Here is a 26,655-nt window from a genome sequence, read left to right on the forward strand (position 1 = left end):
CCCTTTAATTATTTGGACATGTTGTATATAATAGACAATTAAGTATTTGTTTTAGAGCGTTAATGCGGTGAATGTCGAAAGAAACAAAGAGGTTAATCTAAGAATGGGAGTGACCGAAGTGATAGAATCGGTTGGTTTTATTGGGTGTGGGAAAATGGCACAGGCCATGATTGCAGGGTTGGTTCATTCCAATCAAATTCATCCGAGCCGAATTATAGGGAGTGCCAGGACACAAGAAACGTTAGATGAGGTTAAAGAGGCCTACAATATAGAAACCACATTTAGGAATACAACGGTAGCTGAGTCCGTTGATTGTCTCATCCTATCTGTTCATCCAGGTGGGCATGAAGATGTCATCCAAGAGATCCGAACGGTTATTCGACCCGAAACCATCGTCATAACAGTAGCAGCCGGCATCACAATGAGTCAGGTTGAAGCCTATTTCAATAAAGCGGTTAAAGTGGTGCGGACTATGCCTAATACGCCTACTCTTGTGGGGGAAGGCATGACAGCCGTAAGTGTCAATGAACAAGTCACGGAGGATGAAAAAGAGGCAGTTATTAGCTTGTTATCGCATCTTGGAAAAGTAGAAGTTATTCCCGAAACTCAAATGGATGCCATACCGGCGATAAGCGGCTCCTCACCAGCTTACGTCTATATGATGATCGAGGCCATGGCCGATGGCGGCGTACGGGATGGACTCAGTCGTGACCAAGCTTATCGGTTAGCCGCACAAGCAGTACTCGGAGCTGCTAAAATGGTTCTCGAGTCAGGCATGCACCCAGGCGAATTGAAAGATAAGGTTTGCTCACCAGGAGGAAGCACGATCGCAGCTGTCTCGACCCTTGAAGAAGAACAATTCCGCGGAACCATCCTAAAAGCCATGGCCAGCTGCACCAACCGCATTCAGGAATTAAAGAAATGAAACGCGGGGACGGTTCTTGCGTTTCACGCCAACGCACCCACAGGTTTATATGAATGAACAGCCATCCAAGAGGCGTGCCTCCTGGATGGCTGACTACTTAGAGAACATGATGCTCACGAGCTTTGAGTGTAGCATGTTTTTTTTTATTTGGATTGAACAATTTCCTTTAAACGGGCAACAGGGTTGTTCGTATAAAGGCCACCGTGGTAGCAAAGGACTTTATCAATATCTAGATGAGTTAATTTTTCAACCGACTGCATAGCCGATTCCATGTCAGGTGTGACAGCCTCGCGGGGACCTTGTAACTGGCCGTTCTCATCTACAACTAGGGCGTCACCGGCAATCAAAAGTTTCTCTGATTCGACATAAAGGCTGATATGACCAGGCGTATGGCCAGGGGTGAAGACCACTTTGACACCTGGCAGGAAGCTGAGTTCCTCGCCATCAGCAAGAGCGTGATCGACTTTATTTACCTGAAGCTGAGAAAACTGAGCTTTCATTTTTGCGCCCACTTCTTCAGGCAGTGAGGCAAACATACTTTCAAAGCGAACGGGATCATATTTAATAAGAGGCTTGTCTCCTTCTATGTAAGGGATGTCCTCAGCGTGTGCATACACTTGGACCTTACCCTCAGAAGCTTTTAAAAGCTCTGTAAGACTGCCGATATGGTCGATATCTTGGTGAGTCAGAACAATCTGTTTAACATCAGATAAAGATTTCCCAATTTTGCTGAGGGCATCTTTGAATGCCTCTAATTGTCCGGGTACACCTGTATCAAAAAGTGTGACACCTTCATCATTCCAGATGGCAGTAGGGTAAATAATGCTGGGAGTACCAGAGAAATTCATAGAAAGCTCAAGGGCTTCAACATGATTGCCAATTTTCATAACAAGGTCGTTAAACGACCGTCACCTCCAAAATAAAAATATAGGTCACTTATTATTTTACAGTTAATCTTTTCTATTACAAAAAATATGAGTTCCTTTTCAAACTTTTTCTTATAAAATGGCATTGTTAAGCGCTTTAAATTTTAGTATAATTTTCCTAACTATGAGAGGAGCGTGATGTTTTATGTCGATTGTAAAACTAAGAAGTACTCAGAATGGTAATGGATTTTGCGGGGAGGACTTTTAGAGGTAGTGCCCTTTGGTCCTCCAACTATAAGGAGGAAACGGATTGTTTCATTTGGACGATTTAGGGTATTCCGCTTTCTTTGCGGAACAAGAAAGAACGAAGGATGATCGTTTAAAAGTGGGGCGAGTAGGTCTCGCTTCTAACGGGTTATATAAAGTGTTTTACGAAGAAGGCGAATGCTTTGCAGACGTAACGGGAAAATTTTATCATCATGTCACAGGAACCGCCGATTTTCCTTGTGTGGGGGACTGGGTGCTGTTCGAGCCTCTGCCAGGTGAATCAAAAGGGAGAATTCATAAGCTCTTTGAACGGAAAAGCCTTCTTTCGCGCCAGGTAGCAGGTGAAAGGGTTGAAGAGCAACTCATTGCGGCGAATGTCGACACGGTGTTTCTCGTGAGCGCACTCAACCAAGACTTTAATTTGCGCCGTTTGGAACGCTATCTCACACAAGTCTATGATAGCGGAGCGAATCCGGCCTTTTTGCTAACAAAAAGAGATCTATGTGAAAATGTAGATGAGAACATACGCACATTAGAAGAGATTGCGTTTGGGGTTCCTATTATTGCGGTGGATGCGCTTCACAATGAGGGAATGGAAGCCTTAGAACCTTATATACAAAGGGGAAAAACAATTTCTCTAATAGGCTCATCCGGTATCGGGAAATCAACCGTAGTGAATCAACTGCTCGGTGGGGTTTTCCAAAAAACTCAAGGGATTCGCGAAGAGGACGGCAAGGGGCGGCATACCACTACCCATCGAGAACTTTTTATTCTTCCCGGAGGCGGTGTTGTGATTGACACTCCTGGGATGAGAGAGCTCCAACTCTGGGCTGATGGAGATTCGGCCAAGGCGATCTTTCAAGATATTGAAGCACTTGAAAAAAATTGCCGATTCCGGGACTGCCAGCATAAAGGGGAACCGGGATGTGCGGTAGGGAAGGCCATTGAAAGCGGCGAACTGTCAGAGGAGCGCTATCAAAGCTATGTTAAGCTTCAAAAAGAGTTGGCTTTCCAAGAATTGAAAGAAAAATATGGAACCAACCGTGCTTCACGGATACAATCACAACGGTTTAGAAAATTGAAATAGACAATCAAAAGCTCCTTGAGGATGTTCTTCAAAGAGCTTTTTATTATGGGACTTGGCGGCTTAACGTGGTAGGCGGGACCCTCAAATGGTTTTGAATTTGAAAAGAAGCCTAGAATCTTTATAATAATAAGGGTATTACGTGAACTGGATTAGAGGACCAATTGGAAGAGGTGGATGATAAGTGAGTGTCTTAATCGCTGAAAATCTAACAAAATCCTATGGAGAGAAGCGGTTATTTGATCACCTCTCTTTTACTATAGAAGATCGGGATCGCATTGGATTAATTGGTGTCAATGGTACAGGGAAGTCAACGCTTTTAAAGGCAATAGCGGGCATTGAGCCTGCTGAAATGGGTGACATTCTTCATGCAAAGGCATTCAAGCTCGCCTATTTGCCGCAGGACCCTTCCTTTGATAAAGAAGAAACCGTGCTTGAGTATGTGTTCAGTGGAGACTCCCCAGTCATGAAAACGCTCAAGGCGTATGAAAAAGCTTTATATGATTTGGAACAACGGCCAGAAGATCCGGCTGTTCAAGCGCAATTCTCGAAAGCCCAGCAGAGGATGGATGAAGCGGATGCTTGGACGGCCAGCACACTGGCCAAAACCATCTTAACTCAGCTAGGGGTTAACTTTTTCAATCAATCTGTCCTAGAATTGTCAGGCGGGCAACGAAAGCGTGTGGCAATGGCTCAAGCACTTATTCAGCCGGCTGATCTGTTAATCCTTGATGAGCCGACCAACCATTTAGACAACTCGACCATCGAATGGTTAGAGAGCTATTTGCAGAGCTATCCAGGAGCTCTCCTTTTAGTCACGCATGATCGGTATTTCTTAAATCGTGTGACCACCCGAATTTTTGAACTGGATTCCGGGCAACTGTACCGTTACGAAGGGAACTATGAAGTGTTCCTAGAGAAAAAAGCGGTGCGTGAGGAGAAAGAACGTTCCAATGAGGAAAAAAGGCAAAACACATTAAGGCGCGAGCTTGCTTGGCTCAGGCGGGGAGCTAAAGCACGTTCAACTAAGCAGAAAGCACGCATTGATCGCGTACATGCCTTGCAAGAGGATGAACCGATGCAAAAGGGAGAGGCCATGGATATGGCGCTCGGCTCGCAGCGTCTCGGAAAGAAAGTCATTCAACTTGAAGAGGTAGCGAAAAAGGTCGGTACAAGCCTCCTTTTTCATGATTTTGATTATCTGGTCGTCCCTGGTGAGCGCCTTGGAATTATAGGACCGAACGGGAGCGGCAAGACGACACTTCTGAATTTAATGGCGGGTAGACTGACTCCTGACAGCGGACAAATTGAGATCGGAGAAACGGTTAAAATCGGCTACTACACACAAGAGAACCAAGAGATCAATTTGAATCTTAGAGTTATAGATTATATAAAGGAAGTTGCTGAGGTTGTCACCACAGCTGACGGAATCACGATTACGGTTGAACAAATGCTTGAGCGATTTCTCTTTCCTAGAAGTGCGCAGTGGAATAAGATTAGCCGCCTTTCTGGTGGCGAAAAGCGGAGGCTGTATTTATTAAGGGTGTTAATGGGAGAGTCCAATGTTCTTTTCTTAGATGAGCCGACCAATGATTTGGACACAGAAACCTTAAGCATTCTTGAAGACTACCTTGAACAATTCAGAGGGGTAGTCATTACCGTCTCCCATGACCGCTATTTTCTGGACCGAGTCGTCGAACATCTTCTAGTGTTTAATGGAAATGGGCAAATAGAACGGTTTGAAGGCAGTTATTCAGATTACTTAGAGCAAGGAAGAGAGCTAAGAGAAGCAGTTGTTAATGCGCCGAAACACAAATTGAGTGAAAAAAAACCTCAAAAAGAGAAGCGCAAAAAATTGTCTTATAATGAGCAAAAAGAATGGGCAGAAATTGAAGATAAGATTGCAAAACTTGAAAACCGAGTGAACGAAATTCAACTTGAAATAGAAAAATCAGGCAGCGACGCCGGCAAAGCAGCAGAATTGTTCCGCGAACAACAAACCGCCGAAGAAGCATTAGAAAAAGCAATGGACCGCTGGACAGAACTGTCACTATTAATTGAAGAAATAGAAGAATAACAAAAAGCGCCGCAAGACTGCGGCGCTTTTTCTGTTTGATGGTAGGCGCATAAAAAGTTGGGATGCGCAATCCGAGAAGGTTGGTGAAAAATCCAAGAAGGTGGGGCAAAATCTAAGAAGGTCGAAGAAAAATCCTAGAAGGTCAATCAAAAATCCAAGAAGCTTGCCCCAAAATGCCAGAAGGTTAAACGAGCGCCCCCTCGATAGGAGGAAAATCCAAGAAGGTGGGCGCAAAATCCAAGAAGGTCGAAGAAAAATCCGAGAAGGTCAATCAAAAATCCAAGAAGCTTGCTCAAAAATGCCAGAAGGTCACATTTGCGCCCCTCGATAGGAGGAAAATCCAAGAAGGTGGGCGCAAAATCTAAGAAGGTCGAAGAAAAATCCGAGAAGGTCAATCAAAAATCCAAGAAGCTTGTCCAAAAATGCCAGAAGGTCACATTTGCGCCCCCTCGATAGGAGGAAAATCCAAGAAGGTGGGCGCAAAATCTAAGAAGGTCGAAGAAAAATCCGAGAAGGTCAATCAAAAATCCAAGAAGCTTGCCCAAAAATGCCAGAAGGTCAAATGCGCCGCCAACAATAGGAGGAAACCTCAAACGCTCCCCCGCCACCAAGGCCAATCCCACCAATAAAATGTTAGTTTTTCTGATCTGTGGGGCTGTAATTTTCAATTGGCCAAATGATTTAGTGCTTTCTTGTTGGGACGAATGGTATGATAGTGGGTACAGCATACTAAACTGTAGTGACTAGAAATGTGGTGATCGATAAATGACATTCGACAAATTAGGTGTTTCTCAAGCACTTATTGAAAAGTTAAAAGAACAGGGGATTGCTCAGCCTACCCCGATTCAGGAGGAAGCTATACCGCTTTTATTAAGCGGAAGAGATGTTATTGGCCGTGCCGAAACAGGTTCGGGAAAAACAATGGCATTTGTTCTGCCTATTTTACAGCGGATTCAGCCTGAACAGCATCAGATTCAAGCGCTCATAGTGACACCCACCCGAGAGCTTGCGATTCAAATTACAGCAGAAATTAAGAAGTTAAATCCTGATCCAGGAGCCATACAGTTGCTTGCGGCATATGGCGGGCAAGATGTTGAAAAACAGCTTCATAAGCTGGAAAAAGGCGTACATATTGTGGTCGGGACGCCGGGACGCTTGCTTGATCATGTGAGAAGGGGCACGATCAAATTAGGTGGACTGCGAATGCTCGTTCTCGATGAGGCGGATCAAATGCTTCATTTTGGATTTTTAAAAGAAGTCGAGTCTCTCATACGATTGACGCCAAACAGTCGGCAAACGATGCTGTTTTCAGCGACAATGCCCGATCAAGTGCGTCAATTGTCTAAACAATTTATGCGGAATGCAAAGGACATCCGGATAAAAGCAACGGATGAATTAAAACCTGATATCAAGCAAATCGCCATTGAGACGACAGATCGTACTAAGTTTGACAAGCTTTGTAAAATTATTGATCAATTTCGTCCTTATTTGGCGCTTGTATTTTGTCGAACTAAGCGACGGGCGAGCCATCTTAACGAGTCGTTACTAGGAAAAGGCTATTTGTCTGATGAGCTTCACGGTGACCTGTCACAGGCTAAGCGCGAACGTGTCATGAAGCGATTCCGCGATGCGGAGATTCAAATTCTTGTAGCAACGGATGTGGCCGCTAGGGGTCTAGATGTCCAAGGGGTGACACATGTTATCAATTACGATCTTCCGGCGGACAAAGACAGCTACATTCATCGCATCGGCCGAACAGGGCGCGCAGGTGAATCTGGACTTGCGATTACGTTTGTTGGACCACGTGAGCATGATGAATTTCGGCGACTATATAAAGCAGTCAATGGTCAAATCACTTGGAAGGATATAGATGGAGGGACGCGACCGGCTCCGACTGTTAATGGCCATGACGCCCCGATGAAGTCTGATCGTCGCGAGCGGACGCCAAAGCGAGCTTCCGGAACACAGGGAAGGGAATCGCGAGAACGCACCAGCCGCATGGGTGAAGGGCGTTCTGCCTCTACCTCTAAGGGAAGAAGAGGAAGCGGAAGACCCGGTCAAGAACGTACCCCTGTTAATCGCGAGGAACGTTCGGGGCGACCTGAGCGCAACGATAATCGGCGCCCTTCTCAAAAGCCGGCATCACGTTCAAGAAATTCAAGGCGATCTTCAAGATAAGAGTTAACCGGTTAAGCGCGCATCCTTGGGGAGATTACCGAGGAGGCGCGTTTTAATAGGTAATCTGTCATTAAAGATGCTACAATATTTGTGGTAGTCTGAATAAAGCCTGGGAGGGATTCCATTTGAAAAAAAGACAGCTTGGATCAACCGATTTACATATTAGTGAACTCAGTTTTGGAACTTGGGCCATTGGCGGCAGCTGGGGCCATACAAATGATGCGGAAGCCTTGAGAGGCCTTGAGAAGGCAATGGAGGCCGGAGTTAACTTTTTCGATACGGCTGATGTTTATGGTGACGGCCACAGTGAAGAGCTCCTTGCAAAAGCTACAAAAGGCAAAGAGGACTCCATCTATATTGCGACGAAGTTTTGCCGAGCCGGTGATATCCATGATCCTGCCACTTATTCAAAAGAATCAGTTACGCGTTATGTAGAGGGAAGCCTGAAGCGTCTCCAGCGTGATCAGTTGGACTTGATTCAAATTCACTGTCCGCCATTTGAGATTCTAAAAAATGGGGACGTTTTCAATGTCTTAGATGATCTAAAACAAGAAGGTAAGATCCGCTATTATGGTGTAAGTGTTGAAACGGTAGAAGAAGGGTTATTTTGCCTTGAACAGCCAAATGTCAGCAGCCTGCAGGTCATTTTTAACTTGTTAAGGCAAAAACCGCTTGGTGAGCTGTTTCCTGCAGCCCTTGAGAAAAAAGTGGGCATTCTGGCACGTGTTCCGCTTGCCAGCGGCCTGCTCACAGGAAAGTTTACGAAAGAAGCTACTTTTGAAGCGGATGATCACCGTTCGTTTAATAAAAATGGTGAGGCCTTTAACGTTGGGGAAACATTTGGCGGGCTTGAGTTCGCTAAGGGTGTTGAATTAAGCCAACAGCTTCAATGGATTGCAGAGGGAAGAGGGAACATGACGCGTGCGGCTCTTCGCTGGATTTTGGACCAAGAAGCGGTCACAAGTGTCATTCCTGGCTTTAAAACAGTGGCTCAAGTAGAGGATAACTTAAAGGCAACTGAAGTACCGTCCTTTACAGAAGAAGAACAAGCCCGACTTGCTGAATTTTACCGCGATCAAGTCCATGCACATATTAGAGGGGTTTATTAATTAGCGCCTTTTCGGAATAGATGAGGTTCCCGTGGAAAGCGAGCCAAAAAACAATAAAATTAAATTAAGCTATTTAAAGAAGCCGGTCAGTTTCCTTAATAGGAGGAACTGTGCCGGTTTTATTTATTCTGGGGGAATAGCACACAATATAAGGGGCGAGGAGCATCAAAAATAAAGATTGTTGATGTCCATCTTGAGTAAACAAATTTATAGAAACATGTTATAATGTTGGGGAAAATACCTTTTTTCTAAAGGGTTGTACATACCAGAAGGACATTCGTGCCTTTTCGGTGGATGGTTTCCTCTTAATAAAGTAATAAAAACGGGTCACTAACGCTGTCTATTGATAAAACACTATTTTTTTTAATGGAGGGATTATAGATGGGAAGTCGAAAGTTGGATCAATTTCTTGAAGATAATTTGCAGGATTTAAAATCAAAAGGGCTTTACAATGAAATCGAGCCGCTTGAGAGTGCAAATGGGCCAATGATTCAAATTAAAGGTCAGTCCTTGGTGAATTTATCTTCTAATAATTATTTAGGTCTTGCAACCGATTCGCGCTTAAAAAAGGCGGCGAAGGATGCCATTGAAAAATACGGTGTAGGGGCCGGAGCCGTTCGGACGATTAATGGGACGCTTGATATCCATCTTAAGCTTGAAGAGAAGTTGGCTACGTTTAAACATACGGAGGCAGCGATCGCTTATCAATCCGGTTTTAATTGTAATATGGCGGCTATTTCAGCGGTTATGGACCAGAACGATGCGATTTTGTCTGATGAGCTTAACCATGCTTCGATTATTGATGGCTGCCGCTTATCAAAAGCAAAAGTGATTCGATTTAATCACTCTGACATGGAAGATTTAGATAAAAAAGCAAAGGAAGCAGTAGAGTCGGGCCAATACAATAAAGTCATGGTGATAACGGATGGCGTTTTTTCAATGGATGGGGATGTGGCAAAGCTTCCTGAAATCGTTGAAATTGCCAAAAGGTATGACTTGATTACTTATGTGGACGATGCTCATGGTTCAGGTGTCATGGGAAAAGGCTCGGGAACAGTCAGCCATTTTGGTCTTTCTGATCAAGTCGATTTTCAAATTGGAACCTTGTCTAAGGCCATTGGGGTTGTTGGCGGTTATGTGGCCGGAAAACAAATTCTTATTGATTGGTTGAAAGTAAGAAGCCGTCCATTCTTATTCTCCACCGCTCTGACACCAGCTGATGTAGCGGCTTGCATGGAATCGATTGACCTTTTGCTTGAAAGTACGTCGCTTAATGAAAAACTTTGGGAAAATGGAAGCTATTTAAAGGATGGACTCAAAAAGCTAGGTTTTAATATAGGAGTGAGTGAAACCCCGATAACACCATGTATCATTGGTGATGAGGTGAAAACACAGGCTTTTAGTAAGCGTCTGTATGAAGAGGGCGTGTACGCCAAATCCATTGTTTTCCCAACTGTACCTCGTGGGACTGGCCGGGTCAGAAACATGCCGACAGCAGCCCATACGAAAGAAATGCTGGATCAAGCCTTATCCGTTTATGAAAAAGTTGGGAAAGAACTTGGTGTCATTTAAATTCATACAATACTAATAAATTTATATTTTTTTCGGAGGCCATTCTTGTGGATAAAATACTTGTTACAGGAGCTCTTGGTCAGATTGGTTCAGAACTCACTATGAAGCTAAGGGAGATCTATGGGGCGGATCACGTGTTAGCAACCGATATTCGTCAAATTGAATCGGATGTCGTGCAATCAGGCCCGTTTGAAATTCTAGATGTTACTGATGGGAAGAGAATGCATGAACTTGCCAAGAATTTTAAGGCGGACACAATCATTCACCTGGCCGCTCTTCTCTCAGCAACGGCTGAACGGAATCCGCTTTTTGCCTGGAATTTAAATATGGGCGGTCTGCTTAATGCGTTAGAGGCAGCCAAAGAAACGCAAAGTCAACTTTTTGTCCCGAGTTCAATCGGGGCGTTCGGGCCGTCTACACCGAAAGATCAGACGCCACAGGTGACGATTCAGCGTCCTACCACCATGTATGGAGTCAATAAAGTGGCAGGAGAACTGCTCTGTGATTATTACTTTTGTAAATATGGCGTAGATGCAAGAGGTCTTCGCTTCCCTGGATTAATTTCCTATGTGACACCACCAGGCGGCGGGACTACGGATTATGCGGTTGATATTTATTATCAAGCGGTTAAAACTCGCAGCTATACATCCTTCATAGATAAGGGAACATTTATGGATATGATGTATATGCCGGATGCGCTGCAGGCTGTAGTCCAATTGATGGAGGCAGATTCCGATGCACTTCATCATCGAAATGCCTATAATGTGACCGCTATGAGTGTCGACCCGGAAATGATCGGTGCGGCAATTAGAACGCTTTTACCTGATTTTAAATTGGATTACAAGGTTGATCCGATCAGGCAAGCCATCGCTGAAAGCTGGCCGAATTCAATCGATGCAACGGCGGCCGCTGAAGAATGGGGCTTTACACCTATTTATACGCTTGAGAAGATGACACAAGATATGCTGCAAAAACTCAAACAAAAAGTCGGCTCTAAGTAGAGAGCCGGCTTTTTGCATTTTTAACTAGAGGGTGCCCCTCTAATTAAGAGGGATCAAGGAAAGAGATGTCAGAAAAATGACTTGGAGACCTTTTCAAAAAATGATATATTAAAGGTAATAATTGGTTTTGTAAAGAGATCTAACATAATTGAGATTACTTCCTAACCTATCTTAGTCTTTTTGGTTGGTAAAAAAGATAGATTGTGAAATGGGTTAAATGGAGGACCATTAGCCATATTGCCTTGAGGCTGCCTTATAGTAGACATGGTGCGTTCTTTAGGACGTCTTTTTTTATACTATCAAAACGTATAAGTTGTGCTTAAGATTCTAAGAGAAAAGAAGTGGATTTTTCGCAAAGCATGCATGATGAGAAGAAGTAAAATCATGAAGCAATTAAAGAGAATGATATGAGAAAGCCGAGTTTTTCTAATTAATGGATGGAAGTTCAATTATTCGTAGTAGCAAGGGGAGAGATTTATGGATAGATCTTCAGTAATAGCCCAAAATATGGATAGATCTTCAGTAATAGCCCAAAATAGGATGCTTAATATAAATGTCAATGAGATCCCTAGTATTCATTTTTTATTAGACAGTAACTTGACCATTCAACATCTTTCCCAAAAAGGCATCGAGGTTTTTGAACTTCCTGCTGATTACTACTTACATAAACTTAATTTTATGGATTTAGCTGCATTGACAGACCGAGCGTTGGTCCAAGATTATTTTGAAGTCCTTGAAGAAAATGAGATGAAAGAGAGCGGACTAAGATGCAGACTCGTTTCTCAAACTGGGAAAATAGAGTGGTATGACCTTCAAATGAGGCGCGGTCGAGATTCTGAAAATATAATATATTATAATGTTTATTGTCGGAACTGCACGAATATCGTCTTTTATGAGCAATTTTTGGAAAGCGAAAAAAAGATTATAGAAGCGATTGTGAAAAATTGGGGAATCAATGAGACCATGGATTTGATAGCGACAGAGGTCGAAATGATTACTAGTGGGACTTGTTCCATTATGCTTCTAGAAGATAAGGCGATTCATTTTTCGGCGGCACCAAGCCTATCCGCTGATTTTCATAATTGTGTTCTCGGATTTAAAATTGGTCCTGCTGAAAGTATGATTGGACAATTTTTATATCGACCAAGAGCGATTATGACTCCAGATATTAGACTAGATCCCATTTGGCTCCCTCACAAGGATAAAATTCTTGAGTGGGGCTTTACCGCCTGCTGGTCAAACCCTATCGTCGATCATAGCGATCAAGCAATTGGAGCCCTTGTCATATTTAACAGAGAGCCTCGTTCACCTTCCAAGTATGACCTTAAGGCAATCGATTTATTTTCCCATCTAGTGGAACTCGCGGTCAGGCATCATCAAATTCGCCAATCAGAACTCCAAAAAAGTGAAGAGATATACCGCATGATTGCGGAGAATACATCAGATATCATTGTCCTGTTCGATCGTGAGGGGACGATCACATATGCTTCACCTTCCATTCAAGAAATCTTTGGCTATGCCAACACGCTTATAACCGGAAAGAATATTTGGGATTCTGATATTTATATAGAAACCGAGAATAAAGAAAAGATCATGAAGGCCATTGGCTCCAAAATTAAAATGAACTTTGTCATGGAAACAAGGAACAATGAAGGTCGAAAAATGATTATCGAATCAAGCAGTTCGCCTATTTTAAATTCTGATGGCGAAATTGAAAACTGTGTCATTGTCTCCCGAGATATTACCGAACGCGAGCGGGCAAAACAAGAGATTGAACGCCTCCATTACCAAAATGATTCCATCCTTCATGCGGCCGGAGATGGAATATACGGGATTGACCCGGAAGGCTTGATTATCTTTTGCAACCATTCTGCCGCCACTATTTTGGGCTATGAGGCGAATGCCCTGATTGGAAAGTCGGTGCATCAAATTCTCCATATTCAACAAACGGGTCCGCTTGCGCAAATTCTCCGAACGAGCAAAATTTTGCGCTCTCTAAGAGAAAAAGAAACGTTTCAATCCGATCGGGAACTCTTTGTTCACAAAGAAGGTCACCTTATTCCGGTTGAATTCATTGCCTCACCTATCATGGAACACGGTGAAGTGACGGGAACAGTTGTCACGTTTCGGAATATCTGCGACCGATTAAAGCAGGAAGCGGAAGGGCAAAGAAAAGTGGAGAACTTCCGGAAACAGCAGCAAGCCCTTCAAGAGTTAAATGTGAACATTCATGATTATCCGCTCCATGAGGCGATAAAGATAATGAATGAAAAATCAGTTGAAGTATTGGATATTGATGGCGCAAGTGTCTGGATGTATTCCGAGGACAAACAGGAGTTAGTTTGCCAGGACTTGTTTGAACAGGATAAACAGAAGCATTCGAGTGGGAAACGCTTGGATGTTCTTCCAATCCCCAATTTTTACAAATCCATAAATCAGGATCGCGTATTTGTTTTAGACCGCGGGGATCACCTCTTAAAAGAATTTGTAGCACAGAACTTAAAAGCTAATCAAATTCATTCGGTTGTTGTGGCCCCTCTTTTTACAGGGAAACGATTAATCGGTCTTGTTGCGTTCTCTAAGAAAGAGAATCGTATGAATTGGGATTATGATGAGCAGAATTTTGTTAGAACGATGGCCGACCTTCTTCATTTACTCATTGAGAAGGATGAGCGATTGAAGACGGAAGAATTGCTCCGAAAGACAGAGAAATTGTCTGTTGTCGGGCAGTTGGCAGCAGGCGTTGCCCATGAAATTCGTAATCCATTAACCTCTTTAAAAGGGTTTTTGCAATTAATGAGCGATCGGAACGAATCAGAGGAACAAGAACAATTTTATGAGATCATGTTATCGGAGATTGATCGCATTCATTTTATATCGGGTGAACTCCTGCTGTTAGCTAAACCTCAGGCTCATCACTTTTCTGAAGTTGAACTTGTGAATATGTGTCAGCAGGTGCTTAAATTATTTGAAACAGAGGCCCATCTCCATAATGTTCAATTTGAATTCTATAATCAGATTGAGCACGAGGAGGCATGGATAGAGGGACAGCCTGATCAATTAAAACAAGTGTTGGTTAACATTATAAAAAATGGCATTGAGGCAATGAGCGCTTCTGGAGGAATCATGACGGTTTACCTCCGGCTTATAAATGGCTATTACGAAATAGCGATACAAGACCAAGGGGTTGGCATTTCAGAAGAGCGCATGGAGAAGCTTGGTGAACCTTTCTATACTACAAAGGAGAAGGGGACAGGCCTTGGGCTGATGGTGAGCTACCGCATTATTGAAGCTCATAGAGGAACAATAAAAGTAAAAAGTCAATTGAACGTTGGAACCACGATTAAGGTTCGACTTCCTCAAATAAATAAAAATGGTATAATAACTAACAGTCATTCATAAATGCTCTAAAAGGGTGACCATCCATAGTCATTTTGACACCTTAATTGACGCAGAATGTCCAATTAAGTCTTCAAGGGCATCGTTGTTTTTTTAGCTGCTTATTCTGCAGTTAATGACGATTAAGAAAAGGGGAATTTGTGAGTGGATATTGATCTGGAACTCTTGGAAAAAGAGGTTTTTAAGGAAGTCGTCTTGGAGGGTGATTTTGAGACCATTGCGATTTGGAGCGATGGGGATTGGTCCATCATGGCCTCTCTTCACTATAAAGAAAAAGTTGAAGAGGGCTTTAGTCCGATTTATTATCTGCGTAAGGCAGAGTTGACGTCAACTTTAATGACAACGGATCATTTGGAAGAGCTCATTTTGAGCATTGAATCAGAGCTTAATCAAACTTCCATGCCCATACAAGATTACTCAAATTAAAGCTTGTTTTCTTCTATGTGGGTGGGGTATGATTTGAGAGTGTGACACCCAAGTAAGTTACTTTTAAAGGAGTTGATCAGTCTTGAGTAGTCATCAGATAAACGAACCGGAACCGGAACCCAATTCGTTTTTGTTTTTAGACTGGAGAAGGCTGAGTCTCCATTTTATAGAGCTTACTTGTCAATCGGAAAATAGAAGATGATAGGATAAGAAAAAGAGGGCTTTAGCCATTATAAGTGGAATAGAAGCCGAGTTTTTCTGAAGGATCGGCACTGGACAATAAAGAGATTCTCTTAGTTGTCTGAACCCTTTGCTTTGGAACTCTATAAATTATTGATGAAGCCTTCTTCCAATTTTATTTTATAAAAGCTTATGCCTTATTTGGTTAAACTAATGGATAGGGTTGCTGCTTTTCTTGAGGAGGCTTGCAACATGCTCGAAATTTATTCAACAACGGATACAGGACTGCTGGAGAAACGTGAGGAAATGTCAAAAGGTTGCTGGGTCAACATGGTTCAGCCGACTGAAGAGGAAATTGTGCGTGTTTCAGAAACATTGGACATAGAAGTGGATTTTATTCGGGATGCGCTGGATGATGAAGAGCGCTCGAGAATTGATAGAGAAGATCATCATGTTCAAATTATTGTTGACTTCCCTTATATCACCCATGATGATGCCGGATTCCCGATCTATGAAACGATTCCGATGGGAATGGTCGTCACAGAGGATTATTTTGTCACCGTGTCTTTGCGTGAAACGCCTATTATAGATGATTTTAAACAGCGCAAGGTTCGTTCCTTTTTCACGTATAAGAAAACACGGTTTGCCTTGCAAATTTTATATGCGATCTGCACTTATTATTTAAAATATTTAAAGCAAATTAACAAGAAAACAAATGAGATTGAAAATGAATTGCATCAATCGATGAAGAATAAAGAGTTGTATGCCTTCTTGGCACTGGAAAAGAGCTTGGTTTATTTTACCACCTCTTTAAAATCAAACAAGATTGTTCTAGAGAAAATCTTGCGGGGCCATTACTTGAAGATGTATGAAGAGGATAAAGAACTGCTTGAGGATGTCATCATTGAGAACACACAAGGAATTGAAATGGCAGACACTTACAGCTCCATTTTAAGCGGCATGATGGATGCCTTTGCATCGGTTATTTCCAACAATCTCAACATTGTGATGAAGTTCCTAACTTCGATCACCATTATTTTATCCTTGCCGACAATGGTTGCCAGTTTCTATGGAATGAATGTTGATGCGATTCCCTTCCAACATTCCGCCCATGCATTTTGGATCACCATTTTAATATCGGCTGTTTTATCTTCAAGCGTTGCACTTGTTTTTTGGAAAAAGAAATATTTTTAACAAGAGGCTGGGTTTTGTCCCAGCCTCTTTTCATACTACAACAACATGCACCTGAAACAAAGTTGACTGAAATGGCTTTAAGGTGTTTTTTTATGGGTTGTTTCTATAAGCTTTGCTTAAAGGGAATCCGACTTAGGTCGGAGATAAAAACTCGTCCGAGGTGCGTGGAAGACGACAAAGGCTTCTTCTATACTTGAATCAAGGGGAAGGTCACGATAAGGTGACAATAGAAAGGGATAGTAAGATTAGCTTTACAGTCCGACTTAATGACGATCGTGATCATCTACTTTTTCTAATCAATCCACACACTATAAGGAGGACCTAAGGCAGATGCAATTAACCGGTAAATCAGTAATGGGTATCGTGTTTTTATTAATGGGCGCAGCTATTCTACTCAGAATGGTCTTCGTCCACCTAGCCTTTCTCATCAGTCTCGTCTTAGCTGCAGGATTGATCATTGCAGGCATCAATCAGCTAGTGAAGGGCAGGAAAATGTGGGGTTGGGGAATTCTCCTCTTTGGGCTCTTGGCTGTACTTGGAGCCGCGCATTTAGTTTTTCAATTGTTGCTAGCTTTTATCATTATCTTACTTGGGATCAAGTGGTTAGCACCAAAAAATGTGTGAAAGACCCGTCAGTTGAAGGATTATGATAACTTTAGTCCGAGTTAGGATAAGAATAAAAATAAACAAGGACCAGTTGTGTAAAAAAGAGGCGGATGTTTGAACTGCGAAGATTAGATAGATTCCAATTAAAAGAGAGGAGGCCTTCCAATGGGTCAGCACCAGATTATGGGCATCCTAGTTATTTTCATTGGCGTTGCCATTCTGTTAAATATTATCGGTCTCGCTTCTCTTTTGCTCGGACCGCTTATTTTATTAGCTATTGCTTTATTTTTTATCAAAAGAAAACACCCTATCATCGGGATTATAGTAGCTGTTATTGGGGCGTCGGTTTTTATTAAGCATGTGCTCCATTTTAATATAATAAGCCTTGCCATTTCTCTCGTTTTTGTTTACGCAGGGATTAAGCTTTTGATAGGGCAAGGAAAGGAACGCCGAAGAAAGCCATCGTCTAAAACTCAAAAAGAGAACCTCGACCTTCATTTTGATGAAGAGGAGTCGGACCAGAGCGATGAGGAACTAGACAAGACTAAGAAGGAAAAGAATAAAAAGAGCAGGAAGTCAGAAAAGGACGCCCAGTATGACGCAATCGGGTCCACTGTCCGAAGCTCGTTTATTGGTGATTATCATCTCATGGGCCGTCAGTTCGAACTTGAGGACCTAACGATTCGTAACGGTATCGGTGATGTGAAAATAGATCTGACCAAAGCGATCATACCAGAAGGGGAAACGGTGATCGTTGTTCAGGCTTGGATTGGTGATGTGGATATTTTCGTGCCATATGATCTCGATTTATCTGTCAGCGCTTCGGTTACGATTGGTGACCTTAACATTTTATCTGAGAAGCAAGGCGGCTTTGGCAGACAGGTCACAATAAAAACGAAAGACTACGAGTCATCCTCTCGTCGTGTTCGTTTAATCTTGTCCTTACTTATTGGGGATATTGATGTGAGGGTTCTCTAATGAAGGGAAAACGATTAGTTAATATACAATGGCGATTTATACGTTATTCGATTTGGATGTGTGCCGTTTGTACCCTATTAACAATCGGAATCCTTATGAGCCTTGGACATCTCTCCTTCAAGGATTTTTGGGAGGAGAAACTGTATGGTCTGCCAATGGTTATTTGGCTTCTCTTTGAGTTTCTATGTCTTGGGTTCATCTTTGGCTACACTTATGGGAATCTCTTAAAGAAGCGATTGGAACAGCTCGTTTCCGCGATTCTTTATTTTGAAAGAGGCACATTTTCCTATCGAGTCCCTGACTTAGGAGAAGATGAGGTCGGCCAAGTTGGGGGACATTTGAACCAAATGGCGGGTAAAATTGAAGCGCAAGTAGCAGCCTTGCAGAAACTCTCCTCGGAGAAGGCCTCCTGGAATACCGAAATGAAGCGACATGCGGTGAATGAGGAGCGTCAACGATTAGCAAGGGAACTTCATGATGCGGTCAGTCAGCATCTGTTTGCGATCTCGATGCTGTCCTCGGCCGTCCGTGAGACGCTTAGGAGAGATGTGGATGCAAGTGAGAAGCAAATTGAGACCATCGAAAAATTGGCGGGAATGGCACAAAATGAGATGCGGGCTTTATTGCTTCATTTAAGACCTGCTCATTTGGAAGGAAAGCCTTTAAAGCAAGGCATTGAGGAATTGCTTAAGGAATTTGCGGCTAAGCAGATGATTTCGATTAAGTGGGAAGTGGAGGATGTAAGGGGCTTGCCCAAAGGGGTAGAAGATCACCTGTTCCGAATTGTTCAGGAAGGCTTATCAAATATATTGCGTCATGCGAAGGCTTCCTCTGTTCAACTTCGACTTAACCGTGTCAATCAGCAGCTTTATTTAAAAATAATTGATGATGGTGTGGGATTTCGGCCGGAGAATCGAAAGGCCTCTTCCTATGGACTTAGTTCGATTGAAGAGCGGGTAACGGAAATTGGCGGGGTCTTCGAAATCGTTTCGCTCCCTGGTAAAGGGACACAAATAGAAGTGAAGGTACCCATTATTGAAGGAATTGGCGAGGAGGATGGAACGTGATTCGTGTCTTACTAGTGGATGATCATGAGATGGTGCGCCTTGGGCTTTCTGCTTATCTAGCCTCGCAGCCGGATATTGAGGTTGTTGGGGAAGCCTCAAGCGGGGATGAAGGGGTTCGGTTGGCATTGCAACATAAACCGGACGTTATTACGATGGACCTTGTCATGGACGGAATGAACGGAATTGAAGCAACCCGTCTAATTACGGAGAAGATGAAGGATGCGAAGATTATTGTCCTGACGAGCTTTATTGATGATGACAAAGTCTATCCAGTACTTGAGGCAGGGGCGCTGAGCTACTTACTGAAAACATCAAAGGCCCAGGAAATTGCCGATGCGATTCGTCAAGCTGCAAAAGGGGAGCCTGTACTCGCAACAAAAGTAACAGGGAAAATGCTCAATCGGTTTCGGAACGCTGGACCAAAGCTTCACGATTCTTTGACTGAACGGGAGCTAGAAATTTTAAAACTTATTGCGACCGGCCAGTCCAATCAAGAACTAGCAGACACCCTTTTTATAACGGTCAAAACGGTTAAGAGCCACTTGACCAATATTTTTAGCAAGCTAGAAGTCGAGGACCGAACGCAGGCAGCGATCTATGCCCATCGCAATGGTCTGGTGGAATAGGCTTGCCTTTTCTGCATAGCGAAGCCATTTTAGATTTTCCTTAATCTTGGTTGGACGGATTTGGGAAAACCCGACAAGAATATGCTCATCATCCAGAACCACAAATCCCCTTGTTCACCCTAGGCTCCTATCAAGTTTAAGAAAAGGTCAAAGAAAAACGTGTCACCCCCATTAGGGACTGACACGTTTTTTTATGAACCGAAAATGGTTTGATAAAGGAGAAAAAGATTTAAAGCAATTATGATAAAAGCAATCAGCCATGCGGCAAGGGTGGTCGCTTTTCGGTTGACCAGCTGACCCATCAGTGATTTCCGGCTAGTAAAGACAATCAGTGGGATTAAGGCAAAGGCAATCCCAAAGGAAAGAACAACTTGACTTAAAACAAGAGCATGCGTTGGATTAACCCCCAAAATAATAATTAAGAGCGGGGGGATCATGGTAATAAAACGTCGCAAGTAGACAGGAATTCTTTTGCGTATATAGCCTTGCATGATCACATCACCCGATAAGGTGCCGACTGATGAGCTTGAAAGTCCTGCTGATAGAAGGCCGACCGCAAACAAAATGGCAGCTATAGGTCCCATCAAGTGTCCGAACTGCTTGAAGGCGACGTCTAGATCTTCAATGACCAGGCCGTGTGAGTGAAATAAAGCACTGGCGACGATGAGCATGGCTCCGTTAATCACTCCAGCTATCAACATGGCGATTAAAATATCAATGAACTCAAACTTAAAGATTTTGATGCGCTGTTCTTCATTGTTTCCGACAATCCGCTTTTGTGTAAGTGCCGAGTGCAAATAGATCGCATGGGGCATGACGGTTGCGCCGAGAATACCCGCAGCGAGAAGAATGCTGTTCACACCCTGAAAATGAGGGATGGTCAAACCGGCTACAAGCGGCTGAAGAGCCGGCTGTGCAAAGATCACTTGCACACTGAAAGCAATGACGACGACAAAGACCATACAGGCAATGACCGCTTCTAACAAACGAACCCCTTTTCGCTGCAGTTCAAGAATGATAAAGGAAGCGACAGCGGTTATAAGAGCGGAAGGCAGCATTGGAATTCCAAATAAAAGAGTCAGGCCAAGGGCCGCCCCAATAAATTCGGCAAGATCGGTGGCCATGATCATCAGTTCGCCTTGAATCCAAAGCAGGACAGACGCCCAAAACGGAAAATGATCTCGTGAAACCTCAGGTAAATTTTGTCCAGTGGCAATTCCGAGCTTAGCGGATAAGGACTGAATGACGATGGCCATGATATTTGATAATAGAATGACCCATAAAAGCATATAGCCGTATTGTGAGCCGGCTTGGATATTGGTAGCAAAGTTTCCAGGATCTATATAGGCAACGGAAGCGATGAATGCGGGACCAATGAAAGGGAGAAGGCGTTTCAGTCCTTTTCCTTTAGCAAGGACAGAGTCTAGAGTTTCGGATTTTTTCTTAGATTGATCAAATCCTTTTCTCCGCTCTGCAGTATACAGTTGGTCACTCATATTTGAGCCCCCTTTTTTAGACAATGGTTATTTTTTTGCCCTAAGGCAAAACTAATGTATATAGTAAACAATATGCGAATATCGGGATATTTGCAACACTTTTGTTAGCATTTGGGTCATAATTTTGACTATTTCTCTTGGGAATTTGTATATAAGAAGATATCATCCTTGTGAGTCCAGCTTTTAAGCCTATCTTTTAACATTAATTTGATCCCGCTTAAACTTTAACTTAGTTTAGTTTGGTCAGTTTTTAGACGAATCTAGAAGGAAACTTTTTCATAAAAGTTCATTTTGGATCGATTATGGTATGTGTTAACACGTTTACGATAAAAATAAGGAAAAAAGTAAAGGTTGTATCAAATGCCGGAATTACCTGAAATGGAACATTACAAAAGGGTACTCGTCCCAAGGTTCGCGGGTAAAACACTGACTCATGTCAGGGTTGAACGTGAAAAATCGGTCAATCTTCCTATAGAAAATTTTATAAGCAAAACAGTTGGTCAGTCAATTCAACAGATTAGGCGCAGAGCGAAATACCTTGCCTTCTCTCTTTCAAACGGAAAAATCCTCCTCCTGCATTTGATGCTCGGCGGTAAGCTGTATTTTGGCAAAGAGGCGGACAGCCCTAATCATACAAAACAGATAATGCTTTATGCCGGAGAAGAAGCCTTGTTTTTTATCGGACTTCGATTAGGCTATCTCCATCTGCTCACAGAAGAAGAACTTGCTGCAGAGTGGTCGAACCTTGGACCTGAGCCCTTGTCTGACACTTTTACAGTGGCTGTTTTTATGAAACGGCTTAAGGCAAAGCGAGGGAAGCTTAAAGCCCTGCTTGTCGATCAAAGCTTTGTAGCGGGAATCGGCAATCGTTATTCAGACGAAATTTGTTTCGAGGCAGCCCTTCATCCTGGTCGAACGGCTCAATCATTGTCCGATCAAGAAATAGAAAGTCTCTTTTCAGCTATGAGAGGTGTTCTCTTAAGGGCAATCGATCAAGGGGGCTATATCGATCTCCCCATTTATTTAGGGGACCAAATAACAGGAGGGGCAGAGGAGCAGATGAAGGTCCATCGTCGCGCTGGGGAGGCTTGTATTCGCTGCGGTTATATAATAGTTGAAGAGAAAATCGCCTCTAAGAAGACCTCATTTTGTCCAAACTGTCAGCATTAATCCTTTTTTTCTAAGACTGAATTCTAAAAACGTTTTACTAAGCCCAAAAATGTCTGGTTGCTTTTGGTGTGTCAAAGTTGAAAAAACGGTTTCGAGCAGTCTACAATTGTAGAAAAAGCGGAAAGAGGAATCCAGATGACAAGTATACAAGCATGGCTTGGAAAAGGTCTTACCCCACAAGGCTTTATCGATTGGATGTCTAAAAATCAGGAGACGTTCAAAGACAATTATGGAAAAGTAACCTTTAATGAAGCGGATGAGGCTTTTTTTAACACCTTTAATAGAGATGGGGTTCGCTGCGCCATCATTGCGTCTGATTGGTGCGGAGATGTGGTGAGAAATGTGCCTGTTGTCTTTCAGTTTATGGAACAAGCCGGGATTCCGACTGAAGTTTTTATTTTAGAAGAAAATGATGAGCTCATTCAACCTTTTCTATTATATGGAGGGAAGTCTATACCGGTTGTACTCCTCACTAATGAGAAAGGAGAGGTCATTTATCGGTGGGGACCCCGCCCTGCTTACGTCCAGCAGCCAATGGCGGACTTCAAAGCTCTGAATTTAGATAGGGAATCGGATGAGTATAAGGAAAAAGTGAAGGACGTATACGCTGAAATGATGAAACGGTATGGTGAGGGAACGGGATATTACCGTTATATCATCGATGAGTTCAAAGATGTGCTGGGCAACTTATAAGTGTTAAATAAGGATGCCCTGATGAAAGGAGAGGCCAATGTGACCTATGATGTCATTGTCATTGGAGGCGGGCCATCTGGATTAATGGCCACTGTTGCAGCGGCGAGCTCTGGAGCCAAAGTGCTTTTAATTGATAAAGGGAATAAGCTTGGACGTAAGCTTGCGATTTCAGGTGGCGGGCGCTGTAACGTGACCAACCGTATGCCAATTCCTGAACTGATTAAGCATATCCCTGGTAATGGGAAATTTTTGCATAGTGCGTTTGCCACATTTAATAATGAAGATATTATCACCTTTTTTGAAGGATTAGGCATTCAGTTGAAGGAAGAGGATCTTGGTCGCATGTTCCCTGTGAGTAATCGGGCACAAGACGTGGTGCAAGCTCTTTTGGACAAAATTGAATCTCTAAAGGTTTCGATTAGAACAAATGCCCCGGTTGAAACCGTTCTTTATGAAGAAGAGGGGGCAGTCGGTGTCTTATTAAAAAATGGTGAAAAAATAAAAACACGGGCCGTTATTGTAGCAGTGGGAGGAAAGTCAGTCCCGCAAACGGGTTCAACCGGTGATGGGTATAAATGGGCCAAAATGGCGGGCCACACCATTACAGACCTTTACCCGACTGAGGTTCCTTTGACATCCTCTGAACCGTTTATTCAAAAGAAATTACTACAAGGATTATCTCTTTATGATGTGGCGGTTTCCGTGCTCGACCCTAAAGGAAAACCAATTATCACGCATCAATGGGATATGATTTTTACACATTTTGGATTGTCAGGTCCTGCTGTGCTTCGATGCAGTCAGTTTGTTGTTAAAGCCTTGAAGAAATATAAGACAGAAACCATTGATTTGGCCATTGATGTGAAGCCGGATCAAAATCAAGAAGAGCTCTTTCAATTATTAAATCAGTTAGCTAAAGAAGAACCGAAGAAGGCTCTGAAGAACGTCTGGAAAGGTATTATTCCAGAACGCTATCTTCTGTTTTTATTCGATCAAATGGGAGTTTCACTAGACTTAACGTACCATGAACTCCCGAAAACAGTGGTTCGTCAGTTGGCGGAATGGTTGAAGGGCTTTAAGATACGGGTAAATGGGACACTGCCAATCGAAAAGGCTTTTATTACAGGCGGCGGTGTCTCGCTGAAAGAGATCGACCCAAAATCAATGGCTTCGAAAAAGATGCCAGGTCTATATTTCTGTGGAGAGATATTAGATATTCACGGCTATACAGGCGGCTACAACATCACAGCTGCTTTTTCGACAGGGCATGCTGCCGGTGAACATGCGGCACAATACGCGCAAGCGACAGTGACATCCGTTTAATAAAGCGGGTCTTGATTGAAGAAAAGAGGGATAAGAATGAGTGAGAAAGCAACATTTGCAGGAGGCTGTTTCTGGTGTATGGTTAAGCCGTTTGATGAGCTTCCAGGGATTGAAAAAGTGGTGTCAGGCTATACGGGCGGCCATAAAGAAAATCCCACCTATAAAGAGGTTTGTTCCGATACAACGGGACATGTAGAAGCTGTCCAGATCACTTTTGATCCAGAGCTCTTTCCTTATGAAAAATTGCTTGATCTATTCTGGAAACAGATCGATCCAACTGATGAAGGCGGACAATTTGGGGACAGAGGCGAATCATATAAGACGGCTATTTTTTACCACAATGAGCGCCAAAGGGAATTGGCAGAGGCTTCTAAGGCAGATCTCGAAGCGAATGGGCCCTTCAATAAGCCAATTGTAACGGCTATTCGACCAGCTATGCCGTTTTACCCAGCAGAAGAGTATCACCAAGATTATTACCAGAAAAATCCGTTCCATTACAACCGTTATTATGAAGGCTCAGGGAGGAAAGGATTTACCGAAAGCGTCTGGCGCGTGAAGAAAGATGAGAACGAGCTTCGTGAGCGGTTAACACCGATTCAATATGAGGTGACCCAAAATAACGGAACTGAGCGCCCGTTTATGAACGAGTATTATGCTAATACGCAAGAAGGGATCTATGTTGATATCGTTTCGGGTGAACCGTTATTCAGTTCAACTGACCAATATGACGCTGGATGCGGCTGGCCTAGTTTCACTCGCCCTATACAAAAGGCGTTAATCAATGAGAAGATCGATCAAAGTCATGGTATGATTCGTACTGAGGTCAGAAGCAAATACGGGGACAGTCACCTTGGACATGTGTTTCCCGACGGCCCAGGACCGAATGGGCTGCGCTATTGCATTAACTCTGCCGCCCTGCGTTTTATTCCAAAAGACAAACTGGAAGAAGAAGGCTATGGGGAATACAGCGTTTTATTTAAGTGAAAACAGAAAGCTCTCCTTTTGTAAAAAGTAACTTAGAGAAGGGATTTTTTATACAAAATCTGCTCTTTAAGGAACATTTTACTTGCGGAGGGCTTGTTTTTTTGTTACAGCTTTTATTTTTTTGAAACAGTTCTATCACAATTCCATTTGATTCGGGAGGCTGTTTAAATGAACTTAAAAGGCGACGTTAAAACGAAATTTTCCTTTAATTTCAAGGGGTTATGCAATCGCTAACAAGAGTGAGCGGATTGGGTTTTCAGGCTGGGTGTTGTGAGGGATATCACAATCTAAGGAGAGAATTTGAACGAATAGCGTCGAAATAGTGACAAATTTGTGTAAAAGTTATGATGAAATCATGACACTCACGAAAATGGGGTTCGTGATAGAAAATCTGGTGGTATTATACAAATGCAGTTTCTTCGGGGTGGGCACACGCCATGAAGATTTTCTAATGTATTTTTACAGAGGGGGGAGAGCCTCAATATGAAAGTTGTCAAGTCTGTTTCTAAAGCTTCAGCTCTATTCCTATTATCCTTATTTTTCTTAACAGGATGCGACATCCCAGTCTTACAGCCAAAGGGGCCGGTTGGACGTCAAGAATACCATCTCATTCTTTGGTCTTTTGGACTTATGTCGGTCGTTGTACTGATCGTTTTTATTCTTTTTGCCGTAATGATTATCAAGTATCGTGCGAATCGTAAAGATACGACGAACTACGATCCTGAGAATCATGGGAGTGCCAAGCTTGAGGTATTATGGACGATTATCCCGATTATAATCGTTATTTTAATGGCAGTTCCAACTGTAACGTCGGAATACAACTTGCAAAAAAGTCCGACACCAAGTGTAAAACCGTTAACTGTTGAAGCAACGTCTATTCAATGGAAATGGGTGTTCAAATATCCTGAACAAGGGATATCAACCGTTAATGAATTGTACATTCCAAAAGATCGCCCTATTAAGCTAGTACTTAATTCACAGGATGCGATGGCTTCTTTCTGGGTGCCTTCTTTAGGCGGACAGATTTATACCATGACAGGTATGAACACACATATGTACCTGCAAGCTGATGAGATAGGTACTTTCCAAGGAAGAGCAGCAAACTTTAATGGGAAGAAATTTGCTGATCAAACATTTGATGTCGTTTCACAATCAAGTTCTGATTTTAACAATTGGGTGCAAACCGTGAAATCGACTAAACCAGCACTCACCATGAACGAATACAAAAAGCTTGAAAAACCAAGTGTTGTTGGAAAAATGGCTTTCTCGGCTTATCCTAAGCAGATTTCCAATGATGCAATGAATGCGAAGTTTGGCGGAATGGAAGGAATGCCTGGAATGTCCGATTCCTCTGAATCAAAGTCAAGCGATGATTCAGCGAAGTCTGGATCTAAAGCTGACGACATGTCAGGTATGTCTATGAAGGGAGGCAATTAA

22 protein-coding genes are annotated in these 26,655 nt (G+C 42.9%); 19 read left to right on the forward strand and 3 right to left on the reverse strand.

The window, feature by feature from the left end; translation table 11 throughout:
- Positions 1 to 103: 103 nt before the first annotated feature.
- Entirely contained in the window at positions 104 to 925 is an 822-nt protein-coding gene (gene proC / locus PU629_RS01255; RefSeq protein ID WP_275282450.1) for a pyrroline-5-carboxylate reductase, read from the forward strand.
- 143 nt (positions 926 to 1,068) lie between these two features.
- Here the strand turns inward: proC and PU629_RS01260 are convergent, their stop codons facing one another.
- Complete coding sequence (locus PU629_RS01260; protein ID WP_275282451.1) at positions 1,069 to 1,812, reverse strand: MBL fold metallo-hydrolase; 744 nt, start codon at positions 1,810 to 1,812, stop codon at positions 1,069 to 1,071.
- 289 nt (positions 1,813 to 2,101) lie between these two features.
- On the opposite strand from PU629_RS01260, the gene rsgA reads away from it, so the two are divergent.
- Together rsgA and PU629_RS01270 are read left to right on the forward strand one after the other, a co-directional pair.
- Complete coding sequence (gene rsgA, locus PU629_RS01265) at positions 2,102 to 3,145, forward strand: ribosome small subunit-dependent GTPase A (protein ID WP_275282452.1); 1,044 nt, start codon at positions 2,102 to 2,104, stop codon at positions 3,143 to 3,145.
- Between the two features lie 181 nt (positions 3,146 to 3,326).
- Positions 3,327 to 5,219: an ABC-F family ATP-binding cassette domain-containing protein gene (locus PU629_RS01270; protein WP_275282453.1), complete on the forward strand. Its 1,893-nt coding sequence runs from the start codon at positions 3,327 to 3,329 to the stop codon at positions 5,217 to 5,219.
- Between the two features lie 395 nt (positions 5,220 to 5,614).
- On the opposite strand, the gene PU629_RS01275 is transcribed toward PU629_RS01270, so the two are convergent.
- Positions 5,615 to 5,830 (reverse strand): hypothetical protein, encoded by a 216-nt coding sequence (locus tag PU629_RS01275; protein ID WP_275282454.1) that lies wholly within the window; start codon positions 5,828 to 5,830, stop codon positions 5,615 to 5,617.
- Positions 5,831 to 5,984: 154 nt separating this feature from the next.
- On the opposite strand from PU629_RS01275, the gene PU629_RS01280 reads away from it, so the two are divergent.
- From PU629_RS01280 to PU629_RS01330, 11 genes are all read left to right on the forward strand, one after another.
- Complete coding sequence (locus PU629_RS01280; RefSeq protein ID WP_275282455.1) at positions 5,985 to 7,397, forward strand: DEAD/DEAH box helicase; 1,413 nt, start codon at positions 5,985 to 5,987, stop codon at positions 7,395 to 7,397.
- Between the two features lie 125 nt (positions 7,398 to 7,522).
- Complete coding sequence (locus tag PU629_RS01285; protein WP_275282456.1) at positions 7,523 to 8,506, forward strand: aldo/keto reductase; 984 nt, start codon at positions 7,523 to 7,525, stop codon at positions 8,504 to 8,506.
- 381 nt (positions 8,507 to 8,887) lie between these two features.
- Entirely contained in the window at positions 8,888 to 10,078 is a 1,191-nt protein-coding gene (locus PU629_RS01290; RefSeq protein WP_275282457.1) for a glycine C-acetyltransferase, read from the forward strand.
- A gap of 47 nt (positions 10,079 to 10,125) precedes the next feature.
- Positions 10,126 to 11,079: an L-threonine 3-dehydrogenase gene (locus PU629_RS01295; RefSeq protein ID WP_275282458.1), complete on the forward strand. Its 954-nt coding sequence runs from the start codon at positions 10,126 to 10,128 to the stop codon at positions 11,077 to 11,079.
- Between the two features lie 477 nt (positions 11,080 to 11,556).
- Complete coding sequence (locus tag PU629_RS01300) at positions 11,557 to 14,481, forward strand: PAS domain S-box protein (protein ID WP_275282459.1); 2,925 nt, start codon at positions 11,557 to 11,559, stop codon at positions 14,479 to 14,481.
- A 141-nt stretch (positions 14,482 to 14,622) separates the two neighbouring features.
- Positions 14,623 to 14,904 (forward strand): hypothetical protein, encoded by a 282-nt coding sequence (locus PU629_RS01305; protein WP_275282460.1) that lies wholly within the window; start codon positions 14,623 to 14,625, stop codon positions 14,902 to 14,904.
- A 432-nt stretch (positions 14,905 to 15,336) separates the two neighbouring features.
- Complete coding sequence (locus tag PU629_RS01310) at positions 15,337 to 16,278, forward strand: magnesium transporter CorA family protein (protein WP_275282461.1); 942 nt, start codon at positions 15,337 to 15,339, stop codon at positions 16,276 to 16,278.
- A gap of 330 nt (positions 16,279 to 16,608) precedes the next feature.
- Positions 16,609 to 16,902 (forward strand): hypothetical protein, encoded by a 294-nt coding sequence (locus PU629_RS01315; RefSeq protein ID WP_275282462.1) that lies wholly within the window; start codon positions 16,609 to 16,611, stop codon positions 16,900 to 16,902.
- A 147-nt stretch (positions 16,903 to 17,049) separates the two neighbouring features.
- Positions 17,050 to 17,862: a cell wall-active antibiotics response protein LiaF gene (gene liaF / locus PU629_RS01320; protein WP_275282463.1), complete on the forward strand. Its 813-nt coding sequence runs from the start codon at positions 17,050 to 17,052 to the stop codon at positions 17,860 to 17,862.
- Positions 17,862 to 18,929: a HAMP domain-containing sensor histidine kinase gene (locus tag PU629_RS01325; protein WP_275282464.1), complete on the forward strand. Its 1,068-nt coding sequence runs from the start codon at positions 17,862 to 17,864 to the stop codon at positions 18,927 to 18,929. Before liaF ends, PU629_RS01325 begins: the two co-directional genes overlap by 1 nt.
- Positions 18,926 to 19,555 carry a response regulator gene (locus PU629_RS01330; protein WP_275282465.1) on the forward strand — a complete coding sequence of 210 codons (630 nt, stop codon included), beginning with the start codon at positions 18,926 to 18,928 and terminating at the stop codon, positions 19,553 to 19,555. Before PU629_RS01325 ends, PU629_RS01330 begins: the two co-directional genes overlap by 4 nt.
- A 191-nt stretch (positions 19,556 to 19,746) precedes the next feature.
- On the opposite strand, the gene PU629_RS01335 is transcribed toward PU629_RS01330, so the two are convergent.
- Positions 19,747 to 21,051 carry an Nramp family divalent metal transporter gene (locus tag PU629_RS01335; protein ID WP_343076300.1) on the reverse strand — a complete coding sequence of 435 codons (1,305 nt, stop codon included), beginning with the start codon at positions 21,049 to 21,051 and terminating at the stop codon, positions 19,747 to 19,749.
- 360 nt (positions 21,052 to 21,411) lie between these two features.
- Between PU629_RS01335 and mutM the strand changes: the two genes are divergently transcribed.
- The 5 genes from mutM to qoxA all read left to right on the forward strand — a co-directional run bounded on the left by mutM (position 21,412) and on the right by qoxA (position 26,655).
- Positions 21,412 to 22,221, forward strand: coding sequence for a DNA-formamidopyrimidine glycosylase (gene mutM, locus PU629_RS01340; RefSeq protein ID WP_275282466.1), 810 nt, complete (start codon positions 21,412 to 21,414; stop codon positions 22,219 to 22,221).
- 135 nt (positions 22,222 to 22,356) lie between these two features.
- Positions 22,357 to 22,914 (forward strand): thioredoxin family protein, encoded by a 558-nt coding sequence (locus PU629_RS01345; RefSeq protein ID WP_275282467.1) that lies wholly within the window; start codon positions 22,357 to 22,359, stop codon positions 22,912 to 22,914.
- Between the two features lie 21 nt (positions 22,915 to 22,935).
- Positions 22,936 to 24,234, forward strand: a complete 1,299-nt coding sequence (locus PU629_RS01350; protein ID WP_275282468.1) for a BaiN/RdsA family NAD(P)/FAD-dependent oxidoreductase — start codon at positions 22,936 to 22,938, stop codon at positions 24,232 to 24,234.
- A gap of 36 nt (positions 24,235 to 24,270) precedes the next feature.
- Complete coding sequence (gene msrA, locus PU629_RS01355) at positions 24,271 to 25,218, forward strand: peptide-methionine (S)-S-oxide reductase MsrA (protein WP_275282469.1); 948 nt, start codon at positions 24,271 to 24,273, stop codon at positions 25,216 to 25,218.
- Positions 25,219 to 25,701: 483 nt separating this feature from the next.
- Positions 25,702 to 26,655, forward strand: coding sequence for a cytochrome aa3 quinol oxidase subunit II (gene qoxA / locus PU629_RS01360; protein ID WP_275282470.1), 954 nt, complete (start codon positions 25,702 to 25,704; stop codon positions 26,653 to 26,655).

The sequence above is a fragment of the Pullulanibacillus sp. KACC 23026 genome (assembly GCF_029094525.1).
Classification (GTDB): Bacteria; Bacillota; Bacilli; order Bacillales; family Sporolactobacillaceae; genus KACC-23026.

Bases quoted from the DNA above. Each gene is read 5' to 3' on its own strand.
- proC (WP_275282450.1), top strand. From the start codon at position 104: ATGGGAGTGACCGAAGTGATAGAATCGGTTGGTTTTATTGGGTGTGGG.
- PU629_RS01260 (WP_275282451.1), bottom strand. From the start codon at position 1,812: ATGAAAATTGGCAATCATGTTGAAGCCCTTGAGCTTTCTATGAATTTC.
- PU629_RS01280 (WP_275282455.1), top strand. From the start codon at position 5,985: ATGACATTCGACAAATTAGGTGTTTCTCAAGCACTTATTGAAAAGTTA.
- PU629_RS01290 (WP_275282457.1), top strand. From the start codon at position 8,888: ATGGGAAGTCGAAAGTTGGATCAATTTCTTGAAGATAATTTGCAGGAT.
- PU629_RS01300 (WP_275282459.1), top strand. From the start codon at position 11,557: ATGGATAGATCTTCAGTAATAGCCCAAAATATGGATAGATCTTCAGTA.
- PU629_RS01310 (WP_275282461.1), top strand. From the start codon at position 15,337: ATGCTCGAAATTTATTCAACAACGGATACAGGACTGCTGGAGAAACGT.
- PU629_RS01315 (WP_275282462.1), top strand. From the start codon at position 16,609: ATGCAATTAACCGGTAAATCAGTAATGGGTATCGTGTTTTTATTAATG.
- liaF (WP_275282463.1), top strand. From the start codon at position 17,050: ATGGGTCAGCACCAGATTATGGGCATCCTAGTTATTTTCATTGGCGTT.
- PU629_RS01325 (WP_275282464.1), top strand. From the start codon at position 17,862: ATGAAGGGAAAACGATTAGTTAATATACAATGGCGATTTATACGTTAT.
- PU629_RS01335 (WP_343076300.1), bottom strand. From the start codon at position 21,051: ATGAGTGACCAACTGTATACTGCAGAGCGGAGAAAAGGATTTGATCAA.
- mutM (WP_275282466.1), top strand. From the start codon at position 21,412: ATGCCGGAATTACCTGAAATGGAACATTACAAAAGGGTACTCGTCCCA.
- PU629_RS01345 (WP_275282467.1), top strand. From the start codon at position 22,357: ATGACAAGTATACAAGCATGGCTTGGAAAAGGTCTTACCCCACAAGGC.
- PU629_RS01350 (WP_275282468.1), top strand. From the start codon at position 22,936: ATGAAAGGAGAGGCCAATGTGACCTATGATGTCATTGTCATTGGAGGC.
- msrA (WP_275282469.1), top strand. From the start codon at position 24,271: ATGAGTGAGAAAGCAACATTTGCAGGAGGCTGTTTCTGGTGTATGGTT.
- qoxA (WP_275282470.1), top strand. From the start codon at position 25,702: ATGAAAGTTGTCAAGTCTGTTTCTAAAGCTTCAGCTCTATTCCTATTA.